We start from the raw sequence: 24,583 nt of genomic DNA, 5'->3' as shown, positions 1-24,583 counted from the left end.
GTCAAGCCCCTTTCGAAAGCGTGGTGGGCCCGGTTTGTGCTGACCCGGCCCGGGGCGGCCAGAAGTCGCCGGAGACGGGAATATCGTGGGCCCGCTCAGGCGCCGACAGCTCGGCCCGGATTTCCTCGGCCAGCCGGTGCGTCATGTCGCGGCGCCAGGCGGGCAGCCCGTGGATGTCGTCATGGTAGAGCCCCGCGGGGATGGCGTCGTCCAGCGCGGCGGCCAGCCGGTCTGCGTCCGGTACTCCCTCGAAGCGCAGCTGCACGGGTCGCTTGGTGGCGGCGGTGACTGTCAGGGTTAGGGAGGTGCCGTCGTCGAGCCGTCCAATGAGCAGAACCCCGGACCTGCCCAGGTTGCTCAGTGACAGGCGCCGGAAGGCCACCCGGGTGGAAAGGGCCGACGCCGGCAGGTTGACGCTTCGGAGCAGCTCACCGGGTGCCAGGCAGTTTTTCGCATCCCCGGTGACGAACTCCGCCACGGGGACGGTGCGGCTGCCGCCGCCTGGAGCGAGGATGGTGGCCACGCCATCCAGTCCGGCGCACAGCGAAATGATGGGACCGGCGGGCAGTGAGGTGCAGAGGTTGCCGCCCACGGTGGACATGTTCCACACCTTGAAGGACGCCACGAAGGAATCGCAGCACGCGCGGACCAGGTCCAGCCCGGGCCATGTGCGGCCGGAGCCTTCCGGCGAACCGGGCAGGGCGTACAGCTGCGCGATGGTGCAGGTGGCTGCCAGCTCGATCCCGTCTCCGGTGACGGTGATGGGTGTCCAGCCGGCCTTCCCGAGGTCCAGGAGCCGCTTGAGCGGCTGCGGGCCAAACGCGTAGCTGCCGTAGGAGAAGAGGACCGTGCCGCCGGCAAGCCAGGCGTCGCCGTCGCGCCATTGTGCGGGGTCGGTGGTGCGGACCACCGCCTCGATGGTGTTCATGTCCATGCGATCTCCTGCGTATCAAGGTCTGTGGGCGCCGGGGCTGCCGGGTGGTGGTGGATGGTGCCGGAGGTTTCCCGCAGCGGCAGGCAGCTGGCTGCGCGGGTGCGGGCGGCGATCAGTTCCGCGGTGACGGACACCGCCACTTCGGCCGGAGTGACCGCACCGAGGTCAAGGCCGATGGGCGAATGCAGCTGCGCGATACGCTTCGGCGCGACGCCGGCGTTGAGGAGCTGGTCAACCCGTTGGAGGTGGCTCCGCCGGGACCCCATGGCGCCCACGTAGGCAAGGTCAAGGGCCAGCGCCGTTTCCAGCAGGGGGAGGTCGAACTTCGGATCATGGGTGAGGACGGCGGCCACGGTGCGGCTGTCCGTCCGGCCTGCCGCCGCTTCCGCAGCCAGGTAGCGGTGCGGCCACTCAGTGACCACCTGGTCGGCGGCCGCGAACCTGGGCTGCGACGCGAAGGCCGGGCGGGCATCAACGAGGGTCACGTGATAGCCCAGCAGCTTGGCGGCGGGGACCAGCGCGGCCCCGAAGTCGTTTGCACCGAACACCAGCATGCGTGGCGGGGCGAGACGGGACTCCACCAGGACGGCGGGTTCCCCGGGATGCCGCCTGTGGCCGTCGCGCTCCGGCAGGCACTGCCCTGCCAGCACCAACGGGACCACACCGGCCCCACCGCTGCGAACCAGGGATTCCACGTGCAGCAGTGCCTCCCCGTGAAGCACAGCTGACAGCTCCGGACAGCCAGCCGCCCGGAAGGTACCCGGATCTGGCACCGCGACGGCGCCTCCTCCCCCGGCGCCGAGGGTCCGAACCAGCGCCACGGGGTGGGCCGGGGCGACGCCGGCGAGCTGCAGCAGGGCGGCCCGAAGTGGGTGCGGGGTTTCGCCGGGTGCCGCGGCCGGCACCGGCTGGATGTGGATGCCCAGTTCTCCCCCGCAAGTGAGTCCGGCCGCGAAGGCGTCCTCTGAACTGAAGCCAAACGTCCCGTGGCGCGGGACGCCGTCGTCCATGGCGTCCTGGGCGAGCGCCACCACGGCGCCTTCCACGCAGCCGCCGGAGAGGCTGCCCAGCACCTCTCCGGATTCGGTGACCAGCATGGATGTTCCCACCGGCCGGGGCACGGAACCGGACGCCGCCACGATGGTGGCAACGGCGAACTGCCCGTCCGCAAGCCGGTGCAGCCACGGATCCAGCGAAGGGATCAGGTTAAGCATGGCGGCACTCCTTCTTCCGCGCGGCGGTGGTGTCCATTGTCTGTCCTGCCAGGGGCCGGGCCAAGCATTGGCCCGGCCCCCGGTCTGGTTGGGGCAAGCTCAGCCGCCCAGCAGGTGGTTGATCGGTCCGCGGGCGAAGTACACCAGGAACCCGATGCTCACCACCCACATCAGCGGGTGGATTTTCTTCGCCTTGCCTGACGCCGCCCCGATGACGGCCCAGCTCACGAAGCCAACCCCGATGCCGTTGGCGATCGAGTAGCTCAGCGGCATGGTGACGATGGTGAGGAAGGCCGGCAGGGCCACGGTGAACTTGGTGAACTTGATCTCGCGGATCTGGGCCATCATCATGGCGCCCACCACCACCAGGGCGGCAGCCGCGACTTCAAGCGGCACCACGCTGGTGAGCGGGGTGAGGAACATCGAACCGAGGAACAGCACGCCGGTGACCACCGAGGCCAGGCCGGTCCGCGCCCCTTCGCCGATTCCGGCCGCGGAGTCGATGTACACGGTGTTGGATGATCCGGAGGTTGCCCCGCCCGCTACGGCGCCGAAGCCTTCCACGATGAAGGCCGCTTTCAGCCGCGGGAATGTGCCGTCTTTGTGGGCGACGCCGGCGCTCCTGGCCAGGCCGGTCATGGTTCCCATGGCGTCGAAGAAGTTGGTGAACACCAGCGTGAACACCAGCATGGTGGCCGCGAGTCCGCCGATCCGGCTGAATGAACCAAAGAGGTCGAAGTGGCCCACCAGGCCCAGGTCGGGTGCGGATACCAGCTGGCCGGACAGGACAGGGGTGTTCAGGTGCCAGCCGCCGGGGTTGGTGGGGCTGGCGGGGCCAAGCTTCAGGACGGCTTCCACGACGGCGGCCAGCACGGTGGTGCCGACGATGCCGATGAGCAGGCCGCCCTGCACCTTGCGCGCCACGAGGATGCCCATGGCCAGGAGGCCGACGACGAACACCAGCGTGGGCACGGAGGTGATGGAGCCGCCGTCGCCCAGTTGGACGGGCGGGCCGCCTGCCGCAGGCCTGACGAAGCCGGAGTCGACGAAGCCGATGAAGGCGATGAACAGGCCGATGCCGACGGTGATGGCGGCCTTGAGTTCCTTGGGCACGGCCCGGAAGATGGCGGTCCGGGCGCCGGTGACGCCGAACAGGACGATCAGGATGCCGTTGATGACCACCAGGCCCATGGCTTCGGCCCAGGTGACCTCGTGGATCACCGAGACGGCCAGGAAGGAGTTGATGCCCAGGCCGGCAGCGAGGCCGAACGGCAGGTTGGCGATCAGTCCGAAGAGGATGGTCATGACGCCGGCGGTGAGGCCGGTGACGGCACCCACCTGGGACGCGGAGAGCCAGCCGCCAGCCACATCGGTGGGTGCGTTGTCCGCGCTGAACCCGCCCAGGATGAGGGGGTTCAGGATGACGATGTACGCCATGGTGAAGAAGGTGACCAGGCCGCCCCGGAATTCGCGGGCCAGCGTGGAGCCGCGCCGGGTGATATGGAAGAAGCGGTCAAGGATGGAGTCCGGTGCAGGCGGCCGGGGCTTTTTTGCGGCCTGCGCCAACGCGCGCGGCTCCTGCCGGGAGATGCTGGCGGTTGGAGCCGAATGCTCCTCGTGGGAATGGTCCAGGATGGTCATTCCTGCCGCCTAGTAATCGATCCTGGATTCGAGCGTGTTCCAGGTACTGAACGGCTCCAGCGGGGCCGGGGCCTGGGGATCGCCCAGCTCCAGCTTGGAAACCGGCATCAGGGAATCCCGGTCCCGGTTTTCGAAGTATTCGTAGAACACAGCGTCGTCGAAGCCGACGGAGGCGGCGTCGTGGCGGTCCGCTGCGTAGACCACGCGGCTGACCCGGGCCCAGAGTGCGGAGGCCAGGCACATCGGGCACGGCTCGCAGCTGGTGTAGAGGGTGGCACCGCTGAGGTCGAAGGTGCCCAGCTCGCGGCAGGCAGTGCGGATGGCGGTGACTTCGGCGTGCGCGGTGGGGTCGTTGTCCGCGGTGACGCGGTTGACGCCGTCGAACGCCTGCCCGTCCGCCATGACGATCATGGCGCCGAACGGGCCTCCGCTGTTCAGGACATTGGCCGTTGCCAGCCGGATGGAGCGGGCCAAAAACTGTTCGGCCGTGACGGTGGTACTCATGATGCGACTTCCTTTTGCCGGGAAGCCTGTTGCCGCGCAGGACCAGTAAAACCAGGTGCGAACGGTTACCAGGCTTCAGCATGTGCTGTGAAGGTTAAGTTGCGCCTGGTAGATAGCTTCCCGGGTTTGGGTGCCCGCCTTTGGCAGAATCGAGATTAGCACCGGATTGTGGGCCACGCCATAGTTTTCTGGAAAATTTATTTCGCGATGTGAAATCCATGTTTCCACGGCTTCACGGAACGCCCCTTCTCGCCGGCCGCCCCCGGCCCTGCAGGGCTGACGCGCAAAAGGCCAACTGCTAGCGTGACGGCATGACTCCGTCAAAGACGCCGGCTGAGGTCCTGGACATTGAAGGCAACGAAGTCCGGATCTCGAGTCCGGACAAGGTGGTATTCCCGGATGCCGGCCTGACCAAGCTCGACCTGGTGCGGTACTACCTCGCGGTTTCGGAGGGAGCACTGCGCGGCGCCAGCGGCCGCCCCATGGTGCTCAAGAGGTTCCCCAAGGGCATTGATGCAGAACCGTTCTTCCAGAAGCGCGTGCCGGAAAACCACCCTCCCTTCATCGATACCACTACCCTGCATTACGCATCAGGGACTTCGGCCGAGGAAGCGGTGATCAGGGATGCGGCAGGACTTGCCTGGGTGGTTAATCTCGGCTGCCTTGACCTGAACCCCCACCCGGTGCGGGCAGAAGACCTTGAACACCCGGACGAGTTGCGGGTGGACCTTGATCCCATGCCTGGTGTGGACTGGACGCAAATCGTCGACGTCGCCTATGTGGCGCAGGAGGTCCTTGCCGATGCGGGACTGGTGGGATGGCCCAAGACCAGCGGGTCCCGCGGCCTGCACATCCTGGTCCGCATCGCGCCTGAGTGGTCGTACCGGGACGTCCGGCTGGCCGCGGAGACCCTCGCGAGGGAGGTGGAGAACCGCGCCCCCGGCCTGGCAACGGCACGGTGGTGGAAAGAGGAACGCGGCGAGAGCGTGTTCGTGGACTTCAACCAGAACGCCAAGGACCGCACGGTCGCGTCCGCCTACTCGGTCAGGCCCCTGCCGGACGCCCGGGTGTCCACTCCGCTGACCTGGGAGGAAATGCGCACCGCCCGGCCTGGACAGTTCACTGTCGCCACGGTGATGGAGCGGTATGCAGGAATCGGCGACCCGCACGCCGGCATCGACGGCGCGGTGGGGTCACTGGACGGGCTCCTTGCCCTGGCAAAGGAACTGGGGCCGGCGGAAAAGGCTCCGCGCAGCGGCAACGGATCCGGCCGCCGGCAGTCGCTGATGCCCCTCATCGAAGTGGCCCGGACCAAGACAAAGCCCGAAGCGCTGGCGGCGCTCGACGAATGGAAGGCCCGGCATGCCGCCGTCGTCGATTCCCTGCAGCCGGCCGACGTCCTGGTGGACGGGATGCGTGGTTCAAGCTCGCTCTGGTACCGGGTGCGGGTGAACCTGCAGCATGTCCCCGAGGCCGACCGGCCGCCGCAGGAGGAGCTCATCGCGGACTACGACCCCTGGGCCGGAAAGCAGTGGCCGGGGCGCACCGGTTCCTGAGCAGCGGGCCCGCTCACTGCCAGGCGCGCACCCAATCCACGCTGACGGCCCCCGCTTCCCCCAGAGTCTTCTTGTCTGACCAGATTCCGACATTCAAAAGCAGGTAGTGCGGCGCGTTTCCATCATTGGTGGCATATGAGTACTCAAGCTTTCCGTCGAAGTAGACGTCGTTGACGCCCGGCTTCCGATTCACTCCGTAGGTGTGGTAGGCCCCGGCCCAGCACCCGATGAAGTATTTAGCGGGATCGCTGCCAGGCGAATGATACACAGTGGTCATGGTGCCCTCAAGGGGTTCAGCGATGTCTATCTCCCCGGTAGCGGGGAACTTCTGGCCGGTAGTCCACCAGGCGGGCCAGTTATAGACACCGCTGGCGCAGGTTCCCGGGAAATAGATGCGAGCTTCCACATAGCCCGTGCTGTACTGGAAACCCATGTGCCCCGGAACGCCGTCCTTTGGGTTGCTGGAGAGCAACGCGCCGGAGTCGGCGTCGGAGAGCTGGAGGACGGCGTTTCCGTTTTCCACTTTGACGTTGCTAGAACAGGTCTTGACCTTGTTCTTCCTTGAGCCCGGATGACAATCACGGAACCAGTACGGAGTCCATAGGGAGGTGTTCAGAGAATTGAATTCCTCATCCAACACCAACCGCCACGGCCCGGGAGGGCCCACCGGACCTGCTTCCTTGCTCGCCACCACGGGCACGCCCTTGCCCAAGGCTTCGCTGACGGGGCCGTCTGTCGTGGAATCGTTGGATGTAGTTGATTCCGCCGGTCCCGAGGCTTGGGCGCCGGTTGCATCAGGGCCGGCCGCGTTCGCTGGCTGTTCAGCCGCCGCCGCTGGGCCGCCCGTGGAGTCCGAAAGCGCAGGCCCTGGTGTTGGATCAGCACCGGAGACGGAGGACTCCAGCCCAGGCAAAGCGGCCTGGACCGGCTCCTGGAGCCTGACAGCGCTCCCGGACAGCCCCGCGACAACCAGCACACCGCACAGGACCTGCAGCAGGCGGGCTCTTGTTCGTGGCATCGCTGTCCTTCCCCCGCACGTAATGGCGATGGCCACCAATGGACGAAACCCGAGGCCCACGGTCGGCTACCTATCGAGCAAGGGTAGGAGACTTCCCCCCTTAAGCCCCGAGTAGGGGCTACTCAGGTTTAGGGACTGCTTTACGCGCTTCCACCGGCGGAGTACGCAATGACTGCACCCACCTGGACAGGCGGCCCGTGAGGCGCAGGCGGTCCTCGGGCAGATAGAGGTCGGGGTCCACCCCGCCGCCGAGCGGGAGGTAGAACTCCTGTGCAGCCACTCCTGCGGACGGCGCTGCGGGCGTGGGCTGGTTTTCCTGCTGGTACATCGAACCCCCTCTTTTCGTACTGTGGAAATTAGTTTTTGCTTTATGAAAATATTAGGATGGCCATCCCATCCCGTCAATAGGAAGCGGCGGGAGCGCAGGCAGCCCGCCGGTCACAAATGGAATTTTCATTCTGTGATGTACACCACCGCGCAGCCGGGGTACGCTGTTATGCAACTCGTGGCGCACGTCACGTAACCTGGGAGCAGCAGGCAGGGTCGTAATGAGCTGGCATCAACGGATGCCGGCTCTTTTTTGTTGGGTCGGCTCCATCGGAAACGCGCATGAAACGCGCGCTTAATTTCAGTGATGGAACCTAGGTTCCACTTACCGGAAGTTGGGAAAAGACCATGAGCAGCAAGATCATTCTCGGCAGCAACCAGTTCGGCAAGGCCGAGGTCCGGGTCGTCAAGATCACCCGCGACACGGACCGCCATCAGATTGAAGACCTCAACGTCACCTCGCAGCTGCGCGGCGACTTCGAGGCCGCCCACCTGGAGGGCGACAACAGCCATGTTGTGCCCACCGACACCCAGAAGAACACGGTCTACGCATTCGCCCGCGAGGGCATCGGTTCCCCGGAAGCTTTCCTGCTTCGCCTTGGCGAGCACTTCACCTCGAGCTTCAGCTGGGTTGATGGCGGCCGCTGGGAAGCAGAGTCCTACAGCTGGAACCGGATCCAGGCCCATGGCAGCGAACACGACCACTCGTTCGTCCGCAACGGCCAGGAAGTCCGCACGGCAGTGCTGGTCCGCGACGGCGCTGCCGAGCACCTTATCTCCGGACTGAAGGACCTGACTGTCCTGAAGTCCACCCAGTCCGGCTTCGTCGGCTACCCCAAGGACAAGTACACCACCCTGGCGGAAACCACCGACCGGATCCTCGCCACCGACGTCTCCGCCCGCTGGCGGTACAAGGCCGGCACCGACTTCACGTCGTTTGATTTCAACAAGAACTACGACGACGTGAAGAGCCTGCTGCTCGAAGGCTTCACCGAAAACTACTCACACGCCCTGCAGCAGACACTGTTCGACATGGGAACCAAGGTCCTCGAGGCCCACCCCGAAATCGACGAAATCAAGTTCTCCATGCCTAACAAGCACCACTTCCTTGTGGACCTCTCACCGTTCGGCCTGGACAACCCCAACGAGGTCTTCTTCGCGGCGGATCGTCCCTACGGCCTGATCGAGGCCACGGTCCTGCGCGAAGACGCCGTTCCCGCCGAGAACGCATGGACGGGCATCGCCGGCTTCTGCTGAGCCAGTGCGGGTGGCCGGGCCGCCGCGACCGAGGTTTCGGCGGCCCGGCCATCCGCAACCCGCAGTTCCGCAAAACCGCAGCACCCCTAAAACTTCGACGTTAGCCAGACAAAGTTAGCCAGACGAAGACGTCTGCCATGAACCAGGAAAGTCTGCCATGAACATCAAGAACGCCCCGTCCCCCGGTACGAACAAGACCGCCGGCGACTCCAAGAAACGGACCAAGCGCCCCGCAGCGGGACGCCCCGAAGACGAACGGCTGTCAATAGGCAGCAGCTTTGCCTACGGGTTCCAGCACGTGCTGACCATGTACGGCGGCATCATCGCCGTCCCGCTGATCGTGGGCCAGGCAGCAGGCCTGTCGTCCTCCGACACCGGCGTCCTGATTGCGGCAGCCCTCTTCATGGGCGGCCTCGCCACCCTGCTGCAGACCGTCGGAATCCCCTTCTTCGGATCCCAACTCCCGCTGGTCCAGGGTGTCTCCTTCGCCAGCGTGGCCACCATGGTCGCGATTGTGACCAACGGAGGCGGACTGCCTGCCGTGTTTGGGGCCGTGATGGTTTCCGCCGCGGTTGGCCTGCTGATCGCACCGGTCTTCTCCAAGATCGTCCGGTTCTTCCCCCCGGTGGTAACGGGCACGGTGATCACCACCATTGGGCTGACCCTCATGCCGGTGGCAGCAAACTGGGCCATGGGCGGGAACAGCAAGGCGGAGAACTACGGCAGCATGGCCAACATCGGACTGGCGGCCGTCACCCTGGTCCTGGTCCTGGTCCTGAGCAAGGTGGGCAGCGCCACCATTTCCCGCCTGTCCATCCTGCTGGCCATGGTGGCGGGAACCCTGATCGCGGCAGCAACCGGGATGGCCGATTTCTCCAAGGTGGGCAACGGTCCCATTGCCGCTTTCCCCACCCCGTTCCTGCTGGGCACGCCGACGTTCGACATTGCCGCCATCATTTCCATGCTGATCGTGGTCCTGGTCATCCTCACCGAAACCATGGCGGACATCCTTGCAGTTGGCGAGATCGTTGGCACCCGCACCGACTCCAAGCGCATCGCGGCCGGACTGCGGGCGGACATGGGATCCAGCCTGATTGCCCCAATCTTTGGTTCGTTCACCCAGAGCGCCTTCGCCCAGAACGTGGGCCTGGTGGCCGTCACCAAGATTAAGAGCCGCTATGTGGTTGCCGCGGGCGGCGTCATCCTGGTGCTGCTGGGGCTGCTTCCGGTCATGGGCCGGGTGGTGGCGGCCGTGCCCACCGCTGTCCTGGGTGGCGCCGGGATTGTCCTCTTCGGGACCGTGGCCGCGAGCGGCATCCGCACTCTCGCCAAGGTGGAGTACCGGAACAACATGAACCTGATCATCGTGGCCACCTCCATCGGGTTCGGCATGCTTCCCATTGCGGCACCTACCTTCTACAACCAGTTCCCCGCCTGGGTGAGCACCATCTTCCACTCCGGCATCAGCTCGGCCGCCGTCATGGCCATCCTGCTGAACCTGCTCTTCAACCACCTGAAGGCCGGCAACTCGGAGAACCAGTCGGTATTTGTTGCCGGCACCGGCCGGGTGGTCCGCGAGGAGGACCTCAAGTGCCTGGCGGAAGGCGACCGGTTCGAAAACGGCAAGCTCATTGACTGCGACGGCAAGGAAGTCGCCATTGAGTCATCCGAAAAGGCGTCAGAGCACTGACCTTCCCCGGGTTGGACGACGGCGGCCCGCACCTTTCGCGAAAGGTGCGGGCCGCCGTCGTGGTTGTCAGTGAAGAGGGAGCCTTAGGTGCGGTTAAGCTCGCGGGAGATGGCCTCGGCCGCTTCCCGGAGGATGGGCACGGCCTTGTCGGCGAAGTTCCCGTCCACCCGGGACACCGGCCCGGAAACGGAAATCGCGGTAGGTGTCGGAGCGTTGGGGACCGCCATGGCGAAGCAGCGGACGCCGAGTTCCTGCTCTTCCTCGTCGATGGAGTACCCCCGCTCACGGATGAGCTTGAGGTCGGCCAGGAGTTCCTCCACGTCGCCGATGCTCTTCGCAGTGGGGGTGGGCATCCCGGCGCGGGCAACGATGCCCCGCACGGTGTCGTCGTCGAGCTGGGCCAGGATGGCCTTGCCCACGCCGGTGGCGTGGGTGTGGGCGCGCCGTCCCACCTCCGTGAACATGCGCATGGAGTGCAGCGAGGGCACCTGGGCCACGTAGATCACCATGTCCGAGTCCAGGACAGCCATGTTGGAGGTCTCCCCCAGCCGGTCAACGAGGATCTTAAGCTGGGGCTGCGCCAGGGCACCGAGCTGCTTGTTGGCGCCCTCGCCCAAACGGATGAGGCGGGGGCCAAGGGCGTAGCGCCGGTTGGGCAGCTGGCGGATGTAGCCGAGCGAGACCAGGGTGCGCAGCAGGCGGTGGATGGTGGGCAGCGGGAGGTCCGTGGAGGACGAGAGCTCGCTGAGCGTCACGTCGCCGCCGGCATCGGTGATGAGCTCCAGCAGTTCGAAGACACGCTCTACCGACTGCACCCCACCAGAGGCTTTCTCTGCCATTCCGTTGTCTCCTGTGGCTCGGAATCCGACAATTCTTATCCGCATCGTGAAAAGAATTGCTTAGGAAACCCAAGATACAGCACGGCGGTACCAGCCGCGACGCGGTCTTTGCGGTCGTATTCGGAGGGCTTGTATTTCCATAAAGTAGATAATAATATCCATAATACGAAAACATTCGGATGAGAGCAGAAGCCGGACAAGGCCTAACAGGAGGACATTCAATGGCGAACCCCAGCCCCGGAAATTCGATCACCCTGCGCGTGGAAGCACCCTCGAGCTTCAGCGCCACCAGCGAGCTCGCCGCGGCCGTCGGAGCTGCCGGCGCCGCCATCACCGCCCTTGATGTCACCGCGTCCCACCACGAAACCCTGGTGGTCGACGTCACCTGCAACACCACCGACGACGCCCACGCAGCGCGGGTCAAGGACGCACTCAACGCGCTCGACGGCGTCACGGTCCAGCACGTCTCGGACCGCACCTTCCTGATGCACCTCGGCGGCAAGCTCGAGGTGGTCCCAAAGGTCCCCCTGCGCAACCGCGACGATCTCTCCCGCGCCTACACCCCCGGCGTCGCCCGGGTGTGCCTGGCAATCGCGGAGGACCCCGCCGCCGCCCGCAACCTGACCGTCAAGCGCAACACCGTCGCCGTCGTCACCGACGGCTCCGCAGTTCTGGGACTGGGCAACATCGGCCCCGCCGCCGCCCTCCCGGTCATGGAAGGCAAGGCCGCCCTGTTCAAGCAGTTCGCCAACGTGGACGCGTGGCCGGTCTGCCTGGACACCCAGGACACCGAGGAAATCATCCGCACCGTCAAGCTCCTGGCCCCCGTGTTCGGCGGCGTGAACCTCGAGGACATCGCCGCCCCCCGCTGCTTCGAGATCGAGGCCCGCCTGCGCGAGGAACTGGACATCCCGGTCTTCCACGACGACCAGCACGGCACGGCCATCGTGACCCTCGCTGCCTTGGTCAACGCCCTGCGCGTGGTGGACAAGAAGATCGCGGACGTGAGGATCGTGGTGTCCGGGGTCGGCGCCGCCGGCTCTGCCATCATCCAGCTGCTCAAGGCCCAGGGCGCCCGGCACATTGTGGCCGCGGGCCGCTCCGGCGCCATCCACAAGGGTGAGGCGTACAACGATCCGCACCGCACCTGGATCGCGGAAAACACCAACCAGGAAGGGTTCGCCGGCACCCTGCACCAGGCCTTGGTGGGTGCTGATGTCTTCATCGGCGTCTCCGCCCCGAACATCCTGGAGGAGGAACACATCGCCTCCATGGCAAAGGACGCCATCGTCTTCGCCATGGCCAACCCCACCCCCGAGGTGGACCCCGCCGTCGCATCCCGGCACGCCGCCGTCGTGGCCACCGGCCGCAGCGACTTCCCCAACCAGATCAACAACGTCCTGGCCTTCCCCGGCCTTTTCCGCGGACTCCTCGACGTGGGGGCAAGCGACATCACCCCGGAAATGCTCGTGGCCGCCGCGGAAGCAATCGCCAACCGGGTGAATGATAATGAGCTCAATGCCAGCTACATCATCCCCAGCATCTTCGACCCGCACGTGACCGCCAACGTCGCGGCAGCCGTCGCGGCCGCGGCTCACGCCTCAAACGTGGCAACGGCTGCCGGACCGGCCGATTCCGCCGCGGAGCCAGCACTGGCCTCCGCCTGACCGCCCGACTTCCAGCCTAAGGAAAGGACCAGAAATGGCCATCACCGTCACAGATCCCCGGCCGATCGACCGCGCAGAGGAGATCCTCACCCCCAAGGCACTGGCCTTCGTGGAGGAACTCCACAACCGGTTCGCCGGCACCCGCAACGAGCTCCTGGCAGCCCGTGCCGTCAAGCGGCAGCGGGTGGCGGAAACGGGCAAGCTCGACTTCCTGCCGGAGACGCAGGACGTGCGCGACGGCGACTGGAAGGTTGCGCCGGCACCGGCAGCTTTGCAGGACCGCCGGGTGGAAATGACCGGCCCCGCCTCGCCGGCCAAGATGGCCATCAACGCCCTGAACTCCGGCGCCAAGGTGTGGCTGGCGGACCTCGAGGACGCCAGCACGCCCACCTGGGCCAATGTCATCGATGCCATCCTCAACCTCCGCGACGCCGCCCAGGGCACGCTCAGCTACACCTCGGAGGAAGGCAAGGAGTACCGGCTCCGCACCGACGCGCCGCTCGCCGTCGTGGTGGCCCGGCCCCGCGGCTGGCACATGCAGGAGAAGCACCTGCTGGTGAACGGTGAACCCGCGGTGGGTGCGCTGGTGGACTTTGGCCTGCACTTCTTCCACATCGCCAAGCAGCTGGTCCTCAACGGGCAGGGGCCGTACTACTACCTGCCCAAGATGGAGAGCCACCTCGAAGCGCGGCTCTGGAACAACGTGTTCGTGTTCGCGCAGGACTTCCTCGGCCTGAACCAGGGCACCATCCGCGCCACGGTGCTGATCGAGACCATCCCGGCCGCCTTCGAGATGGACGAGATCCTGTACGAACTGCGGGACCACGCCTCCGGCCTGAACGCCGGCCGCTGGGACTACCTGTTCAGCATCATCAAGTACTTCCGCGATGCCGGTGAGGAGTTCGTCCTGCCGGACCGCGCCTCCGTGGCGATGACCGCCCCCTTCATGCGCGCCTACACCGAACTCCTGGTCAAGACCTGCCACCGGCGCGGCGCCTTTGCCATGGGCGGCATGGCCGCGGTCATCCCCAACCGCCGCCACCCCGAGGTCACCGAAGCGGCGTTTGAAAAGGTCCGCGCGGACAAGACCCGCGAGGCCAACGACGGCTTCGACGGTTCCTGGGTTGCCCACCCGGACCTGGTCCCCACCTGCCGCGAAGTCTTCGACTCCGTCCTGGGTGACAAGCCCAACCAGGTGGACAAGCAGCGCCCCGAGGTTTCAGTTACCGCGGAGCAGCTGCTGGACGTCCAGTCCGCCGGGGGCCAGGTCACCGAGGCCGGCCTGCGCCTGAACCTCTACGTAGCCGTCGCCTACACGGCGGTGTGGCTGTCCGGTAACGGCGCCGTGGCCATCCACAACCTGATGGAGGATGCTGCCACCGCGGAGATCTCCCGTTCCCAGGTATGGCAGCAGATCCGCAACAAGTCCATCCTCGCGGACACGGGCAACACCGTCACCCGGGAACTGGTGGAACGGATCCTTGGCGAGGAAACGGAACGGCTCCGCACCGAATTCGGCGACGAAGCCTTCCGCCGCTATTACCAGCCGGCCAGCGAGCTCATCGCTGACATCTGCCTCTCGGACGATTACACCGACTTCCTCACCACGCCTGCCTACGAATTGGTGGGTTGAGATGGCAGCACCAAAATCCTCCCTTTCAGCCGCGGACTTCGCGCACATTGACGGGCAGCTTGCTGCCACCGACCGGCTGCTGGAACAGAACTACCCGGGCGACGACGGCTCCCGCCAGCCCGTGCACACGGTGTACGTGCCCGCGGACCGGTTCACGCCGTCGCTCGCGGCCGACTGGGGCGCCCAGGCGATCGCGACGGCGGAAGCCCACGGCGGCCTGGAAACACTGGGCCGGCTCTTGGGCCAGGACGCCGGGCTCGCCGAAGCCGTGGCGGGCCGGGTCCAGGCAAAACTCCGGACGGAACCGATCGAGGACCTGCGCCTCGACTTCGAGGACGGCTTCGGGGACAGGGGCGACGACGCCGAGGACGCCACCGCGGTTGCCGCGGCGTCCGCGGTGGCGCAGGCCGCCGCTGCCGGCTCCGCTCCCCCGTTCATCGGCATCCGCTTCAAGTGCTTCGAGGCTCCCACCCGGGCCCGCGGCCTGCGGACCCTCGACCTGTTCGTCTCCGGCCTGGCCGCGGCCGGCGAATTGCCGGAGGGCCTGGTCCTGACCCTCCCCAAGGTCACCACCGTGGCGCAGGTTCAGGCCATGGACTATGCGGTCTCCCGGCTCGAGGACGTCCATAGCCTTCCTGCGGGACGGCTGCGGTTCGAGGTCCAGGTGGAGACGCCGCAGCTGATCCTCGGCCCGGAAGGAACCTCTCCGGTGGCGCAACTGCCGCATGCCGTGCCCGGGCGGATCAGCGGGCTGCACTACGGCACCTACGACTACTCGGCTTCGCTGCAGATCTCCGCGGAGTACCAGTCCATGGAGCATCCGGTGGCGGACTTCGCCAAGGAGGTCATGCAGCTGGCCGTGGCAGGCACCGGCATCCGGCTTTCCGACGGCTCCACCAACATCATCCCGGTGGGCGACAACGTGGAGAACGCCTGGCAGCTGCATGGGCGCCTGGTCCGAAGGTCGCTGGAACGCGGCTACTACCAGGGCTGGGACCTGCACCCGGCCCAGCTGCCCAGCCGGTTCGCCGCCACCTATGCGTTCTACCGCGAAGGCCTGCCAGCTGCCGCTGCCCGCCTGCGCAACTATGTGGAGCGGACCGAAGGCGGCGTCCTGGACGAACCCGCCACCGCCCGGGCCCTGGCCGCATTCGTCCTGCGCGGCGTCCAGTGCGGGGCAGTCGGCGCCGAGGAAGTCCAGGCGCTTGCCGGCGTCGGACTTCCCCAACTCACCGCCCTGGCCCACCCGCGGCTCGCCACCACCTCCAATTCCTAGCCAAAGGATCCCTTTCAATGGGCAAGTACTACTCCCCCACCGGCGGACTCCCGCCGCAGACCCACCTGACCACGGAGCGCGCCATCGTCACCGAGGCGTACACGGTGATCCCGAAAGGTGTGATGACGGACATCGTCACGTCCAACCTGCCGGGCTTTTCAAACACCCGGTCCTGGATCATCGCCCGCCCCATCTCCGGCTTCGCCACCACCTTCTCCCAGCTGATCGTGGAAATCGGCCCGGGCGGAGGAGCCCCGAAGGCCGAATTCGAGGCCGGCGTCGAAGGCGTCATCTTCGTCACCCGCGGCAAGGTCAACCTCACCCTCGACGGTGAACTGCACCCGCTGGAGGAAGGCGGCTACGCCTACCTCGCTGCGGGTTCGGAATGGGGCCTGGAAAACGTCTCTGACGACGTGGTGTCCTTCCACTGGATCCGCAAGGCCTACGAGCGGCTGGAGGGGTACGAGGCCAAGTCCTTCGTCACGAACGAAAAGGACATCGAGCCCACGTCCATGCCGGACACCAACGACGTGTGGAAGACCACGCGGTTCACGGACTCTAATGACCTGGCCCACGACATGCAGGTGAACATCGTGACGTTCCAGCCCGGCGGCGTCATCCCGTTCCCGGAAACCCACGTCATGGAGCACGGCCTGTACGTCCTGGAGGGCAAGGCCATGTACCTGCTGAACAACGACTGGGTGGAGGTGGAGGCCGGTGACTTCATGTGGCTGCGGGCCTTCTGCCCGCAGGCCTGCTACGCGGGCGGCCCGGGCGAGTTCCGCTACCTGCTCTACAAGGACATGAACCGCCAGGTGAAGCTCACCTAGGCGCTTTCCGCCTACAACAGCACAGAGGCCGTTATGGGAATCCATAACGGCCTCTGTTGTGCTTTTGGTCAGGCGGCGGGGTTCAGGACCACCTTGATGCAGCCGTCTTCCTTCTTCTGGAACTTCTCGTACAGGGCGGGCGCACCGTCGAGGTTGGACCGGTGGGTGACCAGGTCCATGACGCCCAGCGGGTCGGCGTCGTCCTCCACGAGGGGAAGGATGTCATCGGTCCAGCGCCGCACGTTGCACTGCCCCATGCGCACCTGGAGTTGCTTGTCGAACATGGTGAGCAGCGGCATCGGGCTGGCCGTACCGCCGTACACCCCGCTCAGGGACAAGGTGCCGCCGCGTCGCACCGCGTCAACGGAAGCGTGCAGCGCTGCCAGCCGGTCCACGCCGCCGGTCTCCATCGCCTTCTGGGCCAGCTTGTCCGGCAGGAGGCCCAGCGCCTGGTGGGCGAACCCTGCCACCGGGGAACCATGGGCTTCCATGCCGACGGCGTCAACTACCGCGTCGGGGCCGCGCCCACCGGTCATCTCCCGGAGTTCGTCCCCGATGGCCTTGCTGTAATCCAGCGTTTCCACGCCGTGCCGCGCCGCCATCTCCCGCCGTTCAGCAACCGGGTCGATGCCAATCACCCGGAAACCGCGGTGGACGCCGATGCGGCCCGCGAACTGGCCTACCGGCCCCAGGCCGAACACTGCAAGAGTGCCTCCCGCCGGGACGTCCGCGTACTCCACGGCCTGCCAGGCGGTGGGGAGGATGTCGGAAAGGAACAGGTAGCGCTCGTCCGGAAGCTCGCTGCCCACCTTCACCGGTCCGTAGTCGGCGTGCGGCACCCGCAGGTACTCTGCCTGGCCACCCGGGACGGACCCGTACAGCTCGGAGTAGCCGAAGAGCGCTGCGCCGGACCCCTTTTCCCTGACCTGCGTGGTTTCACACTGGGACTGCAGGCCCTGCGTGCACATGTAGCAGGAGCCGCAGGCGATGTTGAACGGAACCACCACGCGGTCGCCCTTTCGCAGGTTGGTGACGCCGCTGCCCACTTCCTCCACGATGCCCATGGGTTCATGGCCAATGACATCGCCCTTGTGCATGTAGGGGCCCAGGACCTCATAGAGGTGCAGGTCGGAGCCGCAGATTGCGGTGGAGGTGATCCGAACGATCGCGTCCGTAGGTTCGTGGATGAAGGGATCGGGCACTTCTTCCACGCTTACCGATCGTTTTCCTTGCCACGTCAGTGCTTTCACAGTCTCCCTTTCGCTTCTGCTGTGCCCGTGGGGGTCTCCCTGGGGCCGGGCAGGGCACCTGCCGGCACCCTTTCTTCGACGCTATCTGTTTTGACGGAAAAAAGTAAGCATGCTGATTAAAAGGTTGTGGCCCCCACCCAGTGCCCATAGCGTAGGAGAGTCGGGAAGAAAGAAAGGGAACGCCATGTCGCTCTACCAGCCGGAACCGGTCGAGATCTCCACCCGCATGCGTCCGGGCGAATGGACGGAAGAAAGCCTCGCGGAACTGGTCAGCACTTACCGGATGCGCATCGAGGAGATGGGGGCACCTGCCGCCGAGGTCGCCACCGATATCGAGCGGAACGACGACGGCTCGGTCCAGGTCATCGTGTCCTGGACAAAGCCGGCCATCGCCGGCGAGGAGGGGTCCGTGCCGGGCGGACAGCCACTGTAGCCCGGAGATCTAGGAGCGCGGCTCCAGCGGGAGCAGCCGCCCGATGGCACTGGTACCCAGGTTCTGCAGCAGGTGGCGCGGCCCGTCATAGACCTCGACGGCGCCCGCCTCCCGAAGTTCCGCCGCATGGATTCCCCCGCAGGTGAGCCCAATGGCAGGGATTCCCAGGGCACCCGCTGCCTTCATGTCCCAAACGGCGTCGCCTACGTAAACGGCGTCCGCAGCGTCCACTCCCACAGCCTTCAGGGCCGCCTCCAGGATATCCGGCGCAGGCTTGCTCTCCTCCGCGTCATTGGCGCTGGTGGCGGCGTCGATGAAGGCGTCGGCGTCCAGTACGGAGCGCATGACTTCCAGGTCCCGCTGCCGCGCAGAGGAGGCCAGCGCCACGGCAACGCCGCCGGTATGGCACCGGCCCAACAGGTCCTTGGCCCCGTCCAGGGCGCGCAGCGCTGGCCAGTGCGAGGCGTAGAGTGCGCCGTGGCTGGCCATGATGTCTTCGTCTTCCTCCCGGTCGCGGCCGGACGGCAGGAGTTGATCCACCAAACGGGCGCCACCCATGCCCACGAGCCGATGGATGGCCGCCATGGGGACGTCGTGGCCGTACTGGCGGAACGCACCCCACCAGGCGACGGTGTGGATGTACGACGAGTCGATCAGCGTCCCGTCGACGTCAAACAGGACCCCCCGGCGGGAGCCGCCAGGGGGTGTGGTGGATTCGGCCATCAGCCCACCGCCGCCCGTCGGGCGCCGGGAGCCTTTTTCAGTTTGGCCGCTTCTTCCTTGGGTGAACTGACGGGCCGCACGCGTTCACGGATGACGGACCCGGCGCCGTCCAGGCTCTTGTCCCGGATCAGGCCCGTACCGGCAATTTCCCGGGCCATGGCAACGCCTGCCACCGCGGCCCGCTTGGTGGGGAAGGTAACCGAGATGGCCATCAGGTTCCCGCTTCCGTCCATCATCCTGATCCGGTAACCACCGTCAGGGGCATCCACGAGTTCAAAAAATCCGGCCATAACTATCACTCCTCCGTCAATCACGGCACTGTGCTTGGGAGCACTCCATGAGGTGTTAGTAAGTATACTTATCTATCCTGCGAAGGAGAAGTTCCAGCCCCCTCCGCGCCGCCTCAGCGCGTATCCGCATTGTCGTGCGGAAAGGGAGTGTCACTGCGGCGAACCGTATCCTGATGGAGCTCCAGGGCGCTAGTCACAAGCGCAAAGTGGCTGAAGGCCTGTGGCGTATTGCCCAGCTGCCGCCCGGCTTTTACGGCCCATTCCTCGCTCAGCAGCCCCACGTCGTTGCGCAGTTCCAGCAGCCGCTCGAAAAGTTCGCGCGATTCGTCGTGGCGCCCCGCCCCCAGCAGCGCCTCCACCAGCCAGAACGAGCAGGCCAGGAAGACCCCTTCATCCCCCGGCAGGCCGTCGTCACTCTCTTCCGGCTTGTAGCGCAGCACAAATCCGTCCTGGGTCAATTCCCGTTGGATCGCTTCGATGGTGCCCACTACCCGGGGGTCGTCGGGAGGAAGGAATCCCACGCGGGGAATCAGCAACAGGCTGGCATCCAGTTCCGGGCGGCCATAGGACTGCACGAATGTGTTGCGTTGGGCATCGAAACCATTGGCCATGATGTCGGCGTGGATCTGGTCCCGAAGGGCCTCCCAGCGTTCCACCGGGCCCGGCAGCCCCGATTCACGCACGCCCTTCACCATGCGGTCGGCGGCAACCCACGCCATGACCTTGGAGTGGGTGAAATGCCGGCGTGGTCCCCGCATCTCCCAGAGTCCGTTGTCCGGCTGGTCCCAGATGGTTTCCAGGTGCTCCATCAGGGCGATCTGCACATCCCATGCTTCGTCCGTGTGCTTCAGCAGCGAGTTCCGGGTCAGGGCCAGGCAGTCAAGGACCTCGCCCCAGACATCCAGCTGGAACTGCTCCGCCGCGGCATTTCCGATCCGAACCGGGGTGGAGTTCTCGTAGCCCTTCAGCCACGGCAGTTCCATCTCCGGCAACCGCCGCTCGCCGTGGATCCCGTACATGATCTGCAGGTCGGCGGGGTCGCCTGCCACCGCCCGGAGCAGCCAGTCCCGCCAGGCGGCAGCCTCCGCGGTGTAGCCGGCGGCCAGCAGGGCCTGCAGGGTCATGGCGGCATCCCGCAGCCAGCAGTATCGGTAGTCCCAGTTCCGCTGGCCCCCGGGCTGCTCGGGGAGGGACGTGGTGACGGCCGCGACGATGCCCCCTGTGGGTGCGTAGGTCAGTGCCTTGAGCGTCACCAGGGAGCGGACCACCGCGTCCTGGTATTTCCCCTTGACGGTGCACTGCGAGGACCAGCCCCGCCAGAATTCGAAAGTGCTGTCCAGGACGTGCTCGGCCTCAACGCTGACCGGACGTCCCACGTGGCTTGGCGCCCAAGTCAGCACGAACGGTACCTTCTCGCCGGCACTCACCGTAAAGTCGCTGACCGTGCGCATATTTTCGCCATGCAGCGGCGCCGGCGTCACCAGGTAGACGGCATCCGGGCCGGCGATGGCATGCAGCCCCCGCTTGTCCTTCCGCACCCATGGCACGATATGGCCGTAGTCGAACCGCATGACCAGCTCTCCGTGCATCTTGACGGTGCCGCTGACGCCCTCCACGATGCGGACGATGTCGGCAACGGAATCCCTGGGCGGCATGAAGTCGGTGACCCGGACCGTTCCGTCAGGCGTCTCCCACTCGGTGTCCAGCACCAGGCTGCCGTCCCGGTAGCTGCGGCGCGTGCAGGTTCCCCCTCCCTCAGGCGCCAGCAGCCAGCGTCCCGCGTCAGGGGTGTCCAGCAGCGCATTGAAGCAGGCAGGGGAATCGAACCGCGGGAGGCAGAGCCAGTCGATCGAGCCTTCCTTGCTGACCAGGGCCCCGGTGTGAAGGTCGCCAACCACCGCATAATCTTCAATTCGCGCCATGACAACACCCTGCCACACAGAGCTCCGAACGGAAGGGGAATATCCAGGTGTAGCGTGAGGCAAATGGCGATCCATATCGGCACCTCCGGCTGGAGCTATGACCACTGGGAGAACGTCCTGTACCCGCCCGGACTGCCCGTCCGGGACAGGCTCCAAAGCTACGTCTCCAGGTTCAACACGGTTGAGTTGAACGCCAGCTTCTACCGGTGGCCCCGGGACACCACCTTTGCCGGCTGGAACCGGCGGCTGCCGCCCGGTTTCACCATGTCCGTCAAGGCGCCCCGCGGCCTGACCCACGCACGCAAGCTCTATTCACCGGAGGTCTGGATTGAGCGCATTGCCCGGTGCTGGCATGAGCTGGGGGACAAGCGGGCGGTGCTCCTGGTCCAACTGCCCCCGCAACTGGAGCGCGACGACGCACGGCTGGACTATTTCCTTGCCGCGCTTCCGTCCTGGATCAGGGTGGCCGTGGAGTTCCGGCACGCCAGCTGGGACTCGCCCGAGGTGTACGCCTTGCTGGAGCGGCACCAGGCGGCTTACTGCGTCATGAGCGGCGCCAACCTTCCATGCATCCTGCGGACCACCGCGCCTTTCGCTTACGTCCGGCTGCATGGGCCGGACCACGAGCACCTGTACGGGGGTTCCTATTCGGATGCGGACATGCACTGGTGGGCGGACCGCATCCGCGAGTGGGACAGTGCGGGCATCGACGTTTTCGCGTACTTCAACAACGACGGCGGCGGGAACGCTGTACGGAACGCCTGGACCCTGCGCGGGATCCTGGGCGCAGGCTGAAGGCTGCCGCCGCCCTGTGGCAGAGTTAGGGCATGGACACGGCTCCGCAGAACCCAGCCCGGGACAACGCCCACGCGCCACGGCAGGACAAGATAGGCCAGTACGCGTTGTCCGGAAGCCGCTTCTTCCGTTTGGCGCACTGGGTGTCCGACTCGGTCAACGATGTCCGGATCACGCTGGCCAAGCGGTGGAAGTTCGTGCCGCAGACCATCGCCTACCAGGGCTACGGTTCCACCACGCGGGTCAGGGTGCTGGGGCGCGTGCTGCTGACCCACAAACCGCTGCCGGGGAGCAAAGCCGAACACGAGGCTAAAAACGGAAACCAGAACATCCGCGGCTGGCGCGCCTTCACCGGGGTGCCGCTGCAGTTTACCGACGTCGAGATCACCATCGGGGACGTCGTCACCCACGTCACGGCGGACCGGGGCGGACTGGTCGACACCGAGGTGGATGTACAACTGTCCCCCGGCTGGCACACCGCAATCCTGCGCGCGGAGGGGACCGACCCGGCGGAGGCTTTGATCCAGGTGATCGCACCCGGTGTGGAATTCGGCATCGTGTCCGACATCGACGACACCGTCATGGTGACCGCCCTGCCCCGTCCCTTCCTGGCGCTGTGGAACACCTTCGTGCTCAGCGAACGGGCACGCATGGCCACGCCCGGCATGGCCGTGCTGCTGGACCGCCTGACACTTGAACATCCCGACGCCCCGGTCATCTACCTCTCCACCGGCCCCTGGAACGCAGCCCCCACGCTGGGACGCTTCCTGACCCGCAACATGTACCCCAAGGGCACGCTGCTGCTGACGGACTGGGGCCTTACCCAGGACCGCTGGTTCCGCAGCGGCCAGGACCACAAGCACCGCAACCTGGAGCGGCTCGCCCAGGAGTTCCCGGACATGCGGTGGCTCCTGATCGGCGACAACGGCCAGCATGACGAAGCCATCTACTCGGCTTTCGCCGCCGAAAACCCGGAAAAGGTCGCGGCAATCGCGATCAGGCAGCTGTCCGTCAGTGAATCGGTATTCGCCGGCGGCCACTCCGAGGACGGGGACCACACTACTTCCCGCGTGCCGTGGATCTACTCCCCCGACGGCGCCGGCATCGCCAAGCAGCTGGCCTTGCTGGACCTGCTGCGCGGCTGACTACTCAGGGGTTGGCCAACAGGTCATCGGCGCCGGGGAGGTCGTCGCTGGGCAGCATGTCCGGAACCACCGCCTGGGCGATTGCGGCCTCGGCAGCGGCTGCCAGGTCGCGTTCTTCGATGAGTTCCTGGAACCAGAAGTAGGAGGCCTTGGGCGTGCGCTCCAGTGTTTCGAAGTCAACGTGCAGCAGCCCGAACGGCTGCTTGTAGCCGGCGGACCATTCGAAGTTGTCCAGGAACGACCACACATAGTAGCCGCGCAGGTCCACGGACTCGGCGACCCCACCGGGGGCGGTGGCCCGCAACGCCGTTTCAAGGTGGTCGGAAATGTACTTCAGCCGGCGTTCATCCGGGATGAACCGGGTGTTGGTGGACTTGTCCCGGACAATGATGTCCTCGAAACTGGCACCGCCTTCGGTGATGATCACCGGCGGCAGGTTGGGGTACCGGTCCGCCATCTCCTTCAGGGCCACCGCCATGTACTCCGGTTTGACCGGCCAGCCGTACGCCGTGATGTCCGCCTCCGGCCACGTCTCCACGTGGAACGGTGTTGCCCCGCTGCCTGTTGCGCTGAGGTCGCTGCCCATGGCTTCCGCCATGCTTGACGGCACGGTGCCGCCGCCGGGTCCAGCCGCCACCTTGGTAGGCATGTAGTAGTTGAGCCCGTAGAAGTCCAGGGGCTGGGAGATGATCTCCATGTCTTCGTCCGGGTGCTCGAAGGAACTGAAGAACTTGGCCGCACGGATCAGGTCCGGGTATTTGCCTGTCAGGACCGGGTCCGCGTACAGCCGGTTCTGGCCAAGGTCCATGACCCCGGCGCTGATCTTGTCCAGCGGATTGATCGAGTTCGGCACCATGGGTGAGTACACATTGGTCATCCCGATCTCGCCCGGCACCTTCGCTGCGCGCAGCGCCTGCACGGCGAGCCCATGGCCCAGCAGCTGGTGGTGGACGGTGGGAAACGCGCCCAGGGCCAGTTCCTTGCCGGGCGAGTGCAGGCCGAAGGCGTAGCCGTTCGCGCTGACCGTTGCCGGTTCGTTGATGGTGACCCAGCGGGCCACCCTGTCCCCGAACGCCTCGGCCACCAGGGCGGCATATTCGCCCAGCCGGTAGGCCGTATCGCGGTTCATCCAGCCGCCCGCTTCGTCCAGCTCCAGGGGCGTGTCCCAGTGGTAGATGGTGGCCATGGGCGAGATCCCGTTGGCCAGGAGCTCGTCCAGGAGCCGGTCGTAGAAGGCCAACCCCGCGCGGTTGGCCGGGCCGGTTCCGCCGGGCTGGATGCGCGGCCAGGAGAAGGAGAACCGGTAGGAGTCCACGCCAAGCTGCTTCAGCAGGGCCACGTCCTGCGGCATCCGGTGGTAGTGGTCAGTGGCCACCACCGGGCTGTGGTCCTCCACGATGGCACCCGGTTTGGCGGCGAACCTGTCCCAGCCGGAAGGTCCACGGCCGTCTTCGTCCAGGGCTCCCTCGATCTGGAATGCAGCGGTTGCGACGCCAAGCGTGAACCCCGGGGGGATGAGCGCTGCGAGGTCCTTGGCGGTGATGTGCATGGGGGTCCAGCCTTTTGGTCACGGAAGTTTGGTACGTCCCAGAATGTCACAGCGCAGGACCGCTGACGAGCAGCAACTCCGCGCCGGGCA

General features: G+C 66.1%; 22 protein-coding genes. 10 read left to right on the top strand and 12 right to left on the bottom strand.

The window, feature by feature from the left end; all coding sequences use genetic code 11:
- Position 1: 1 nt before the first annotated feature.
- The 4 genes from NIBR502771_RS08335 to NIBR502771_RS08320 form a co-directional block, all read right to left on the bottom strand.
- Positions 2–934: a xanthine dehydrogenase family protein subunit M gene (locus NIBR502771_RS08335; protein WP_141159344.1), complete on the bottom strand. Its 933-nt coding sequence runs from the start codon at positions 932–934 to the stop codon at positions 2–4.
- Positions 925–2,148 (bottom strand): XdhC family protein, encoded by a 1,224-nt coding sequence (locus NIBR502771_RS08330; protein ID WP_141159343.1) that lies wholly within the window; start codon positions 2,146–2,148, stop codon positions 925–927. The genes NIBR502771_RS08335 and NIBR502771_RS08330 overlap by 10 nt, the downstream gene beginning before the upstream one ends.
- 99 nt (positions 2,149–2,247) lie before the next feature.
- On the bottom strand, positions 2,248–3,789 hold the full coding sequence (locus NIBR502771_RS08325) for an NCS2 family permease (RefSeq protein ID WP_141159342.1): 1,542 nt from the start codon (positions 3,787–3,789) through the stop codon (positions 2,248–2,250).
- A gap of 9 nt (positions 3,790–3,798) precedes the next feature.
- Positions 3,799–4,293 (bottom strand): nucleoside deaminase, encoded by a 495-nt coding sequence (locus tag NIBR502771_RS08320; RefSeq protein ID WP_141159341.1) that lies wholly within the window; start codon positions 4,291–4,293, stop codon positions 3,799–3,801.
- Between the two features lie 311 nt (positions 4,294–4,604).
- Between NIBR502771_RS08320 and ligD the strand changes: the two genes are divergently transcribed.
- Positions 4,605–5,849 (top strand): non-homologous end-joining DNA ligase, encoded by a 1,245-nt coding sequence (ligD, locus tag NIBR502771_RS08315; protein WP_141159340.1) that lies wholly within the window; start codon positions 4,605–4,607, stop codon positions 5,847–5,849.
- Between the two features lie 13 nt (positions 5,850–5,862).
- Here ligD and NIBR502771_RS08310 read toward each other — a convergent pair whose 3' ends face one another.
- Both NIBR502771_RS08310 and NIBR502771_RS08305 read right to left on the bottom strand, forming a co-directional pair.
- On the bottom strand, positions 5,863–6,867 hold the full coding sequence (locus tag NIBR502771_RS08310; protein WP_141159339.1) for a family 16 glycosylhydrolase: 1,005 nt from the start codon (positions 6,865–6,867) through the stop codon (positions 5,863–5,865).
- Between the two features lie 118 nt (positions 6,868–6,985).
- Positions 6,986–7,195, bottom strand: a complete 210-nt coding sequence (locus NIBR502771_RS08305; RefSeq protein ID WP_141159338.1) for a hypothetical protein — start codon at positions 7,193–7,195, stop codon at positions 6,986–6,988.
- 347 nt (positions 7,196–7,542) lie between these two features.
- On the opposite strand from NIBR502771_RS08305, the gene pucL reads away from it, so the two are divergent.
- Positions 7,543–8,451 carry a factor-independent urate hydroxylase gene (gene pucL / locus NIBR502771_RS08300; RefSeq protein WP_141159337.1) on the top strand — a complete coding sequence of 303 codons (909 nt, stop codon included), beginning with the start codon at positions 7,543–7,545 and terminating at the stop codon, positions 8,449–8,451.
- Positions 8,452–8,608: 157 nt separating this feature from the next.
- Complete coding sequence (locus NIBR502771_RS08295; RefSeq protein WP_141159336.1) at positions 8,609–10,141, top strand: nucleobase:cation symporter-2 family protein; 1,533 nt, start codon at positions 8,609–8,611, stop codon at positions 10,139–10,141.
- Positions 10,142–10,224: 83 nt separating this feature from the next.
- On the opposite strand, the gene NIBR502771_RS08290 is transcribed toward NIBR502771_RS08295, so the two are convergent.
- Positions 10,225–10,980: an IclR family transcriptional regulator gene (locus tag NIBR502771_RS08290; protein ID WP_141159335.1), complete on the bottom strand. Its 756-nt coding sequence runs from the start codon at positions 10,978–10,980 to the stop codon at positions 10,225–10,227.
- A 221-nt stretch (positions 10,981–11,201) separates the two neighbouring features.
- Between NIBR502771_RS08290 and NIBR502771_RS08285 the strand changes: the two genes are divergently transcribed.
- Genes NIBR502771_RS08285 through NIBR502771_RS08270 form a run of 4 tightly spaced genes read left to right on the top strand, consistent with a single transcriptional unit; the run spans position 11,202 to position 16,386 of the window.
- Positions 11,202–12,647 (top strand): NAD-dependent malic enzyme, encoded by a 1,446-nt coding sequence (locus tag NIBR502771_RS08285; RefSeq protein ID WP_141159334.1) that lies wholly within the window; start codon positions 11,202–11,204, stop codon positions 12,645–12,647.
- 34 nt (positions 12,648–12,681) lie between these two features.
- The gene (gene aceB / locus NIBR502771_RS08280) at positions 12,682–14,280 is read left to right on the top strand and encodes a malate synthase A (RefSeq protein WP_141159333.1); all 1,599 of its coding nucleotides are present in this window, start codon (positions 12,682–12,684) and stop codon (positions 14,278–14,280) included.
- A 1-nt stretch (position 14,281) separates the two neighbouring features.
- Positions 14,282–15,556 carry an aldolase gene (locus tag NIBR502771_RS08275; RefSeq protein WP_141159332.1) on the top strand — a complete coding sequence of 425 codons (1,275 nt, stop codon included), beginning with the start codon at positions 14,282–14,284 and terminating at the stop codon, positions 15,554–15,556.
- 17 nt (positions 15,557–15,573) lie between these two features.
- Positions 15,574–16,386: a bifunctional allantoicase/(S)-ureidoglycine aminohydrolase gene (locus NIBR502771_RS08270; protein ID WP_141159331.1), complete on the top strand. Its 813-nt coding sequence runs from the start codon at positions 15,574–15,576 to the stop codon at positions 16,384–16,386.
- A 68-nt stretch (positions 16,387–16,454) separates the two neighbouring features.
- Here the strand turns inward: NIBR502771_RS08270 and NIBR502771_RS08265 are convergent, their stop codons facing one another.
- Positions 16,455–17,636: a zinc-dependent alcohol dehydrogenase gene (locus tag NIBR502771_RS08265; RefSeq protein WP_141159330.1), complete on the bottom strand. Its 1,182-nt coding sequence runs from the start codon at positions 17,634–17,636 to the stop codon at positions 16,455–16,457.
- Positions 17,637–17,820: 184 nt separating this feature from the next.
- On the opposite strand from NIBR502771_RS08265, the gene NIBR502771_RS08260 reads away from it, so the two are divergent.
- Positions 17,821–18,069, top strand: a complete 249-nt coding sequence (locus tag NIBR502771_RS08260) for a hypothetical protein (RefSeq protein WP_141159329.1) — start codon at positions 17,821–17,823, stop codon at positions 18,067–18,069.
- A 9-nt stretch (positions 18,070–18,078) separates the two neighbouring features.
- Here the strand turns inward: NIBR502771_RS08260 and NIBR502771_RS08255 are convergent, their stop codons facing one another.
- From NIBR502771_RS08255 to NIBR502771_RS08245, 3 genes are all read right to left on the bottom strand, one after another.
- On the bottom strand, positions 18,079–18,792 hold the full coding sequence (locus tag NIBR502771_RS08255; RefSeq protein WP_141159328.1) for an HAD family hydrolase: 714 nt from the start codon (positions 18,790–18,792) through the stop codon (positions 18,079–18,081).
- Entirely contained in the window at positions 18,792–19,082 is a 291-nt protein-coding gene (locus NIBR502771_RS08250) for a ribosomal protein L7/L12 (protein WP_141159327.1), read from the bottom strand. The genes NIBR502771_RS08255 and NIBR502771_RS08250 overlap by 1 nt, the downstream gene beginning before the upstream one ends.
- Before the next feature lie 113 nt (positions 19,083–19,195).
- Positions 19,196–21,004: a glycoside hydrolase family 15 protein gene (locus NIBR502771_RS08245; protein ID WP_141159326.1), complete on the bottom strand. Its 1,809-nt coding sequence runs from the start codon at positions 21,002–21,004 to the stop codon at positions 19,196–19,198.
- 63 nt (positions 21,005–21,067) lie between these two features.
- Here NIBR502771_RS08245 and NIBR502771_RS08240 point away from each other — a divergent pair, with 63 nt between their 5' ends.
- Positions 21,068–21,799, top strand: a complete 732-nt coding sequence (locus NIBR502771_RS08240; RefSeq protein WP_141159325.1) for a DUF72 domain-containing protein — start codon at positions 21,068–21,070, stop codon at positions 21,797–21,799.
- A gap of 32 nt (positions 21,800–21,831) precedes the next feature.
- Positions 21,832–22,944 carry an App1 family protein gene (locus NIBR502771_RS08235; RefSeq protein ID WP_141159324.1) on the top strand — a complete coding sequence of 371 codons (1,113 nt, stop codon included), beginning with the start codon at positions 21,832–21,834 and terminating at the stop codon, positions 22,942–22,944.
- Between the two features lie 4 nt (positions 22,945–22,948).
- On the opposite strand, the gene NIBR502771_RS08230 is transcribed toward NIBR502771_RS08235, so the two are convergent.
- Positions 22,949–24,493, bottom strand: a complete 1,545-nt coding sequence (locus NIBR502771_RS08230) for a glycoside hydrolase family 1 protein (RefSeq protein WP_141159323.1) — start codon at positions 24,491–24,493, stop codon at positions 22,949–22,951.
- Positions 24,494–24,583: the final 90 nt, after the last annotated feature.

The sequence above is a fragment of the Pseudarthrobacter sp. NIBRBAC000502771 genome, assembly GCF_006517215.1.
GTDB classification, from domain to species: Bacteria; Actinomycetota; Actinomycetes; order Actinomycetales; family Micrococcaceae; genus Arthrobacter; species Arthrobacter niigatensis.
This window is presented reverse-complemented; position numbering and strand designations above follow the sequence as displayed.

What these genes read in the sequence shown, in the direction of transcription:
- NIBR502771_RS08335 (WP_141159344.1), bottom strand. Translation starts at nt 934, where the DNA reads ATGGACATGAACACCATCGAGGCGGTGGTCCGCACCACCGACCCCGCA.
- NIBR502771_RS08330 (WP_141159343.1), bottom strand. Translation starts at nt 2,148, where the DNA reads ATGCTTAACCTGATCCCTTCGCTGGATCCGTGGCTGCACCGGCTTGCG.
- NIBR502771_RS08325 (WP_141159342.1), bottom strand. Translation starts at nt 3,789, where the DNA reads ATGACCATCCTGGACCATTCCCACGAGGAGCATTCGGCTCCAACCGCC.
- NIBR502771_RS08320 (WP_141159341.1), bottom strand. Translation starts at nt 4,293, where the DNA reads ATGAGTACCACCGTCACGGCCGAACAGTTTTTGGCCCGCTCCATCCGG.
- ligD (WP_141159340.1), top strand. Translation starts at nt 4,605, where the DNA reads ATGACTCCGTCAAAGACGCCGGCTGAGGTCCTGGACATTGAAGGCAAC.
- NIBR502771_RS08310 (WP_141159339.1), bottom strand. Translation starts at nt 6,867, where the DNA reads ATGCCACGAACAAGAGCCCGCCTGCTGCAGGTCCTGTGCGGTGTGCTG.
- NIBR502771_RS08305 (WP_141159338.1), bottom strand. Translation starts at nt 7,195, where the DNA reads ATGTACCAGCAGGAAAACCAGCCCACGCCCGCAGCGCCGTCCGCAGGA.
- pucL (WP_141159337.1), top strand. Translation starts at nt 7,543, where the DNA reads ATGAGCAGCAAGATCATTCTCGGCAGCAACCAGTTCGGCAAGGCCGAG.
- NIBR502771_RS08295 (WP_141159336.1), top strand. Translation starts at nt 8,609, where the DNA reads ATGAACATCAAGAACGCCCCGTCCCCCGGTACGAACAAGACCGCCGGC.
- NIBR502771_RS08290 (WP_141159335.1), bottom strand. Translation starts at nt 10,980, where the DNA reads ATGGCAGAGAAAGCCTCTGGTGGGGTGCAGTCGGTAGAGCGTGTCTTC.
- NIBR502771_RS08285 (WP_141159334.1), top strand. Translation starts at nt 11,202, where the DNA reads ATGGCGAACCCCAGCCCCGGAAATTCGATCACCCTGCGCGTGGAAGCA.
- aceB (WP_141159333.1), top strand. Translation starts at nt 12,682, where the DNA reads ATGGCCATCACCGTCACAGATCCCCGGCCGATCGACCGCGCAGAGGAG.
- NIBR502771_RS08275 (WP_141159332.1), top strand. Translation starts at nt 14,282, where the DNA reads ATGGCAGCACCAAAATCCTCCCTTTCAGCCGCGGACTTCGCGCACATT.
- NIBR502771_RS08270 (WP_141159331.1), top strand. Translation starts at nt 15,574, where the DNA reads ATGGGCAAGTACTACTCCCCCACCGGCGGACTCCCGCCGCAGACCCAC.
- NIBR502771_RS08260 (WP_141159329.1), top strand. Translation starts at nt 17,821, where the DNA reads ATGTCGCTCTACCAGCCGGAACCGGTCGAGATCTCCACCCGCATGCGT.
- NIBR502771_RS08255 (WP_141159328.1), bottom strand. Translation starts at nt 18,792, where the DNA reads ATGGCCGAATCCACCACACCCCCTGGCGGCTCCCGCCGGGGGGTCCTG.
- NIBR502771_RS08250 (WP_141159327.1), bottom strand. Translation starts at nt 19,082, where the DNA reads ATGGCCGGATTTTTTGAACTCGTGGATGCCCCTGACGGTGGTTACCGG.
- NIBR502771_RS08245 (WP_141159326.1), bottom strand. Translation starts at nt 21,004, where the DNA reads ATGGCGCGAATTGAAGATTATGCGGTGGTTGGCGACCTTCACACCGGG.
- NIBR502771_RS08240 (WP_141159325.1), top strand. Translation starts at nt 21,068, where the DNA reads ATGGCGATCCATATCGGCACCTCCGGCTGGAGCTATGACCACTGGGAG.
- NIBR502771_RS08235 (WP_141159324.1), top strand. Translation starts at nt 21,832, where the DNA reads ATGGACACGGCTCCGCAGAACCCAGCCCGGGACAACGCCCACGCGCCA.
- NIBR502771_RS08230 (WP_141159323.1), bottom strand. Translation starts at nt 24,493, where the DNA reads ATGCACATCACCGCCAAGGACCTCGCAGCGCTCATCCCCCCGGGGTTC.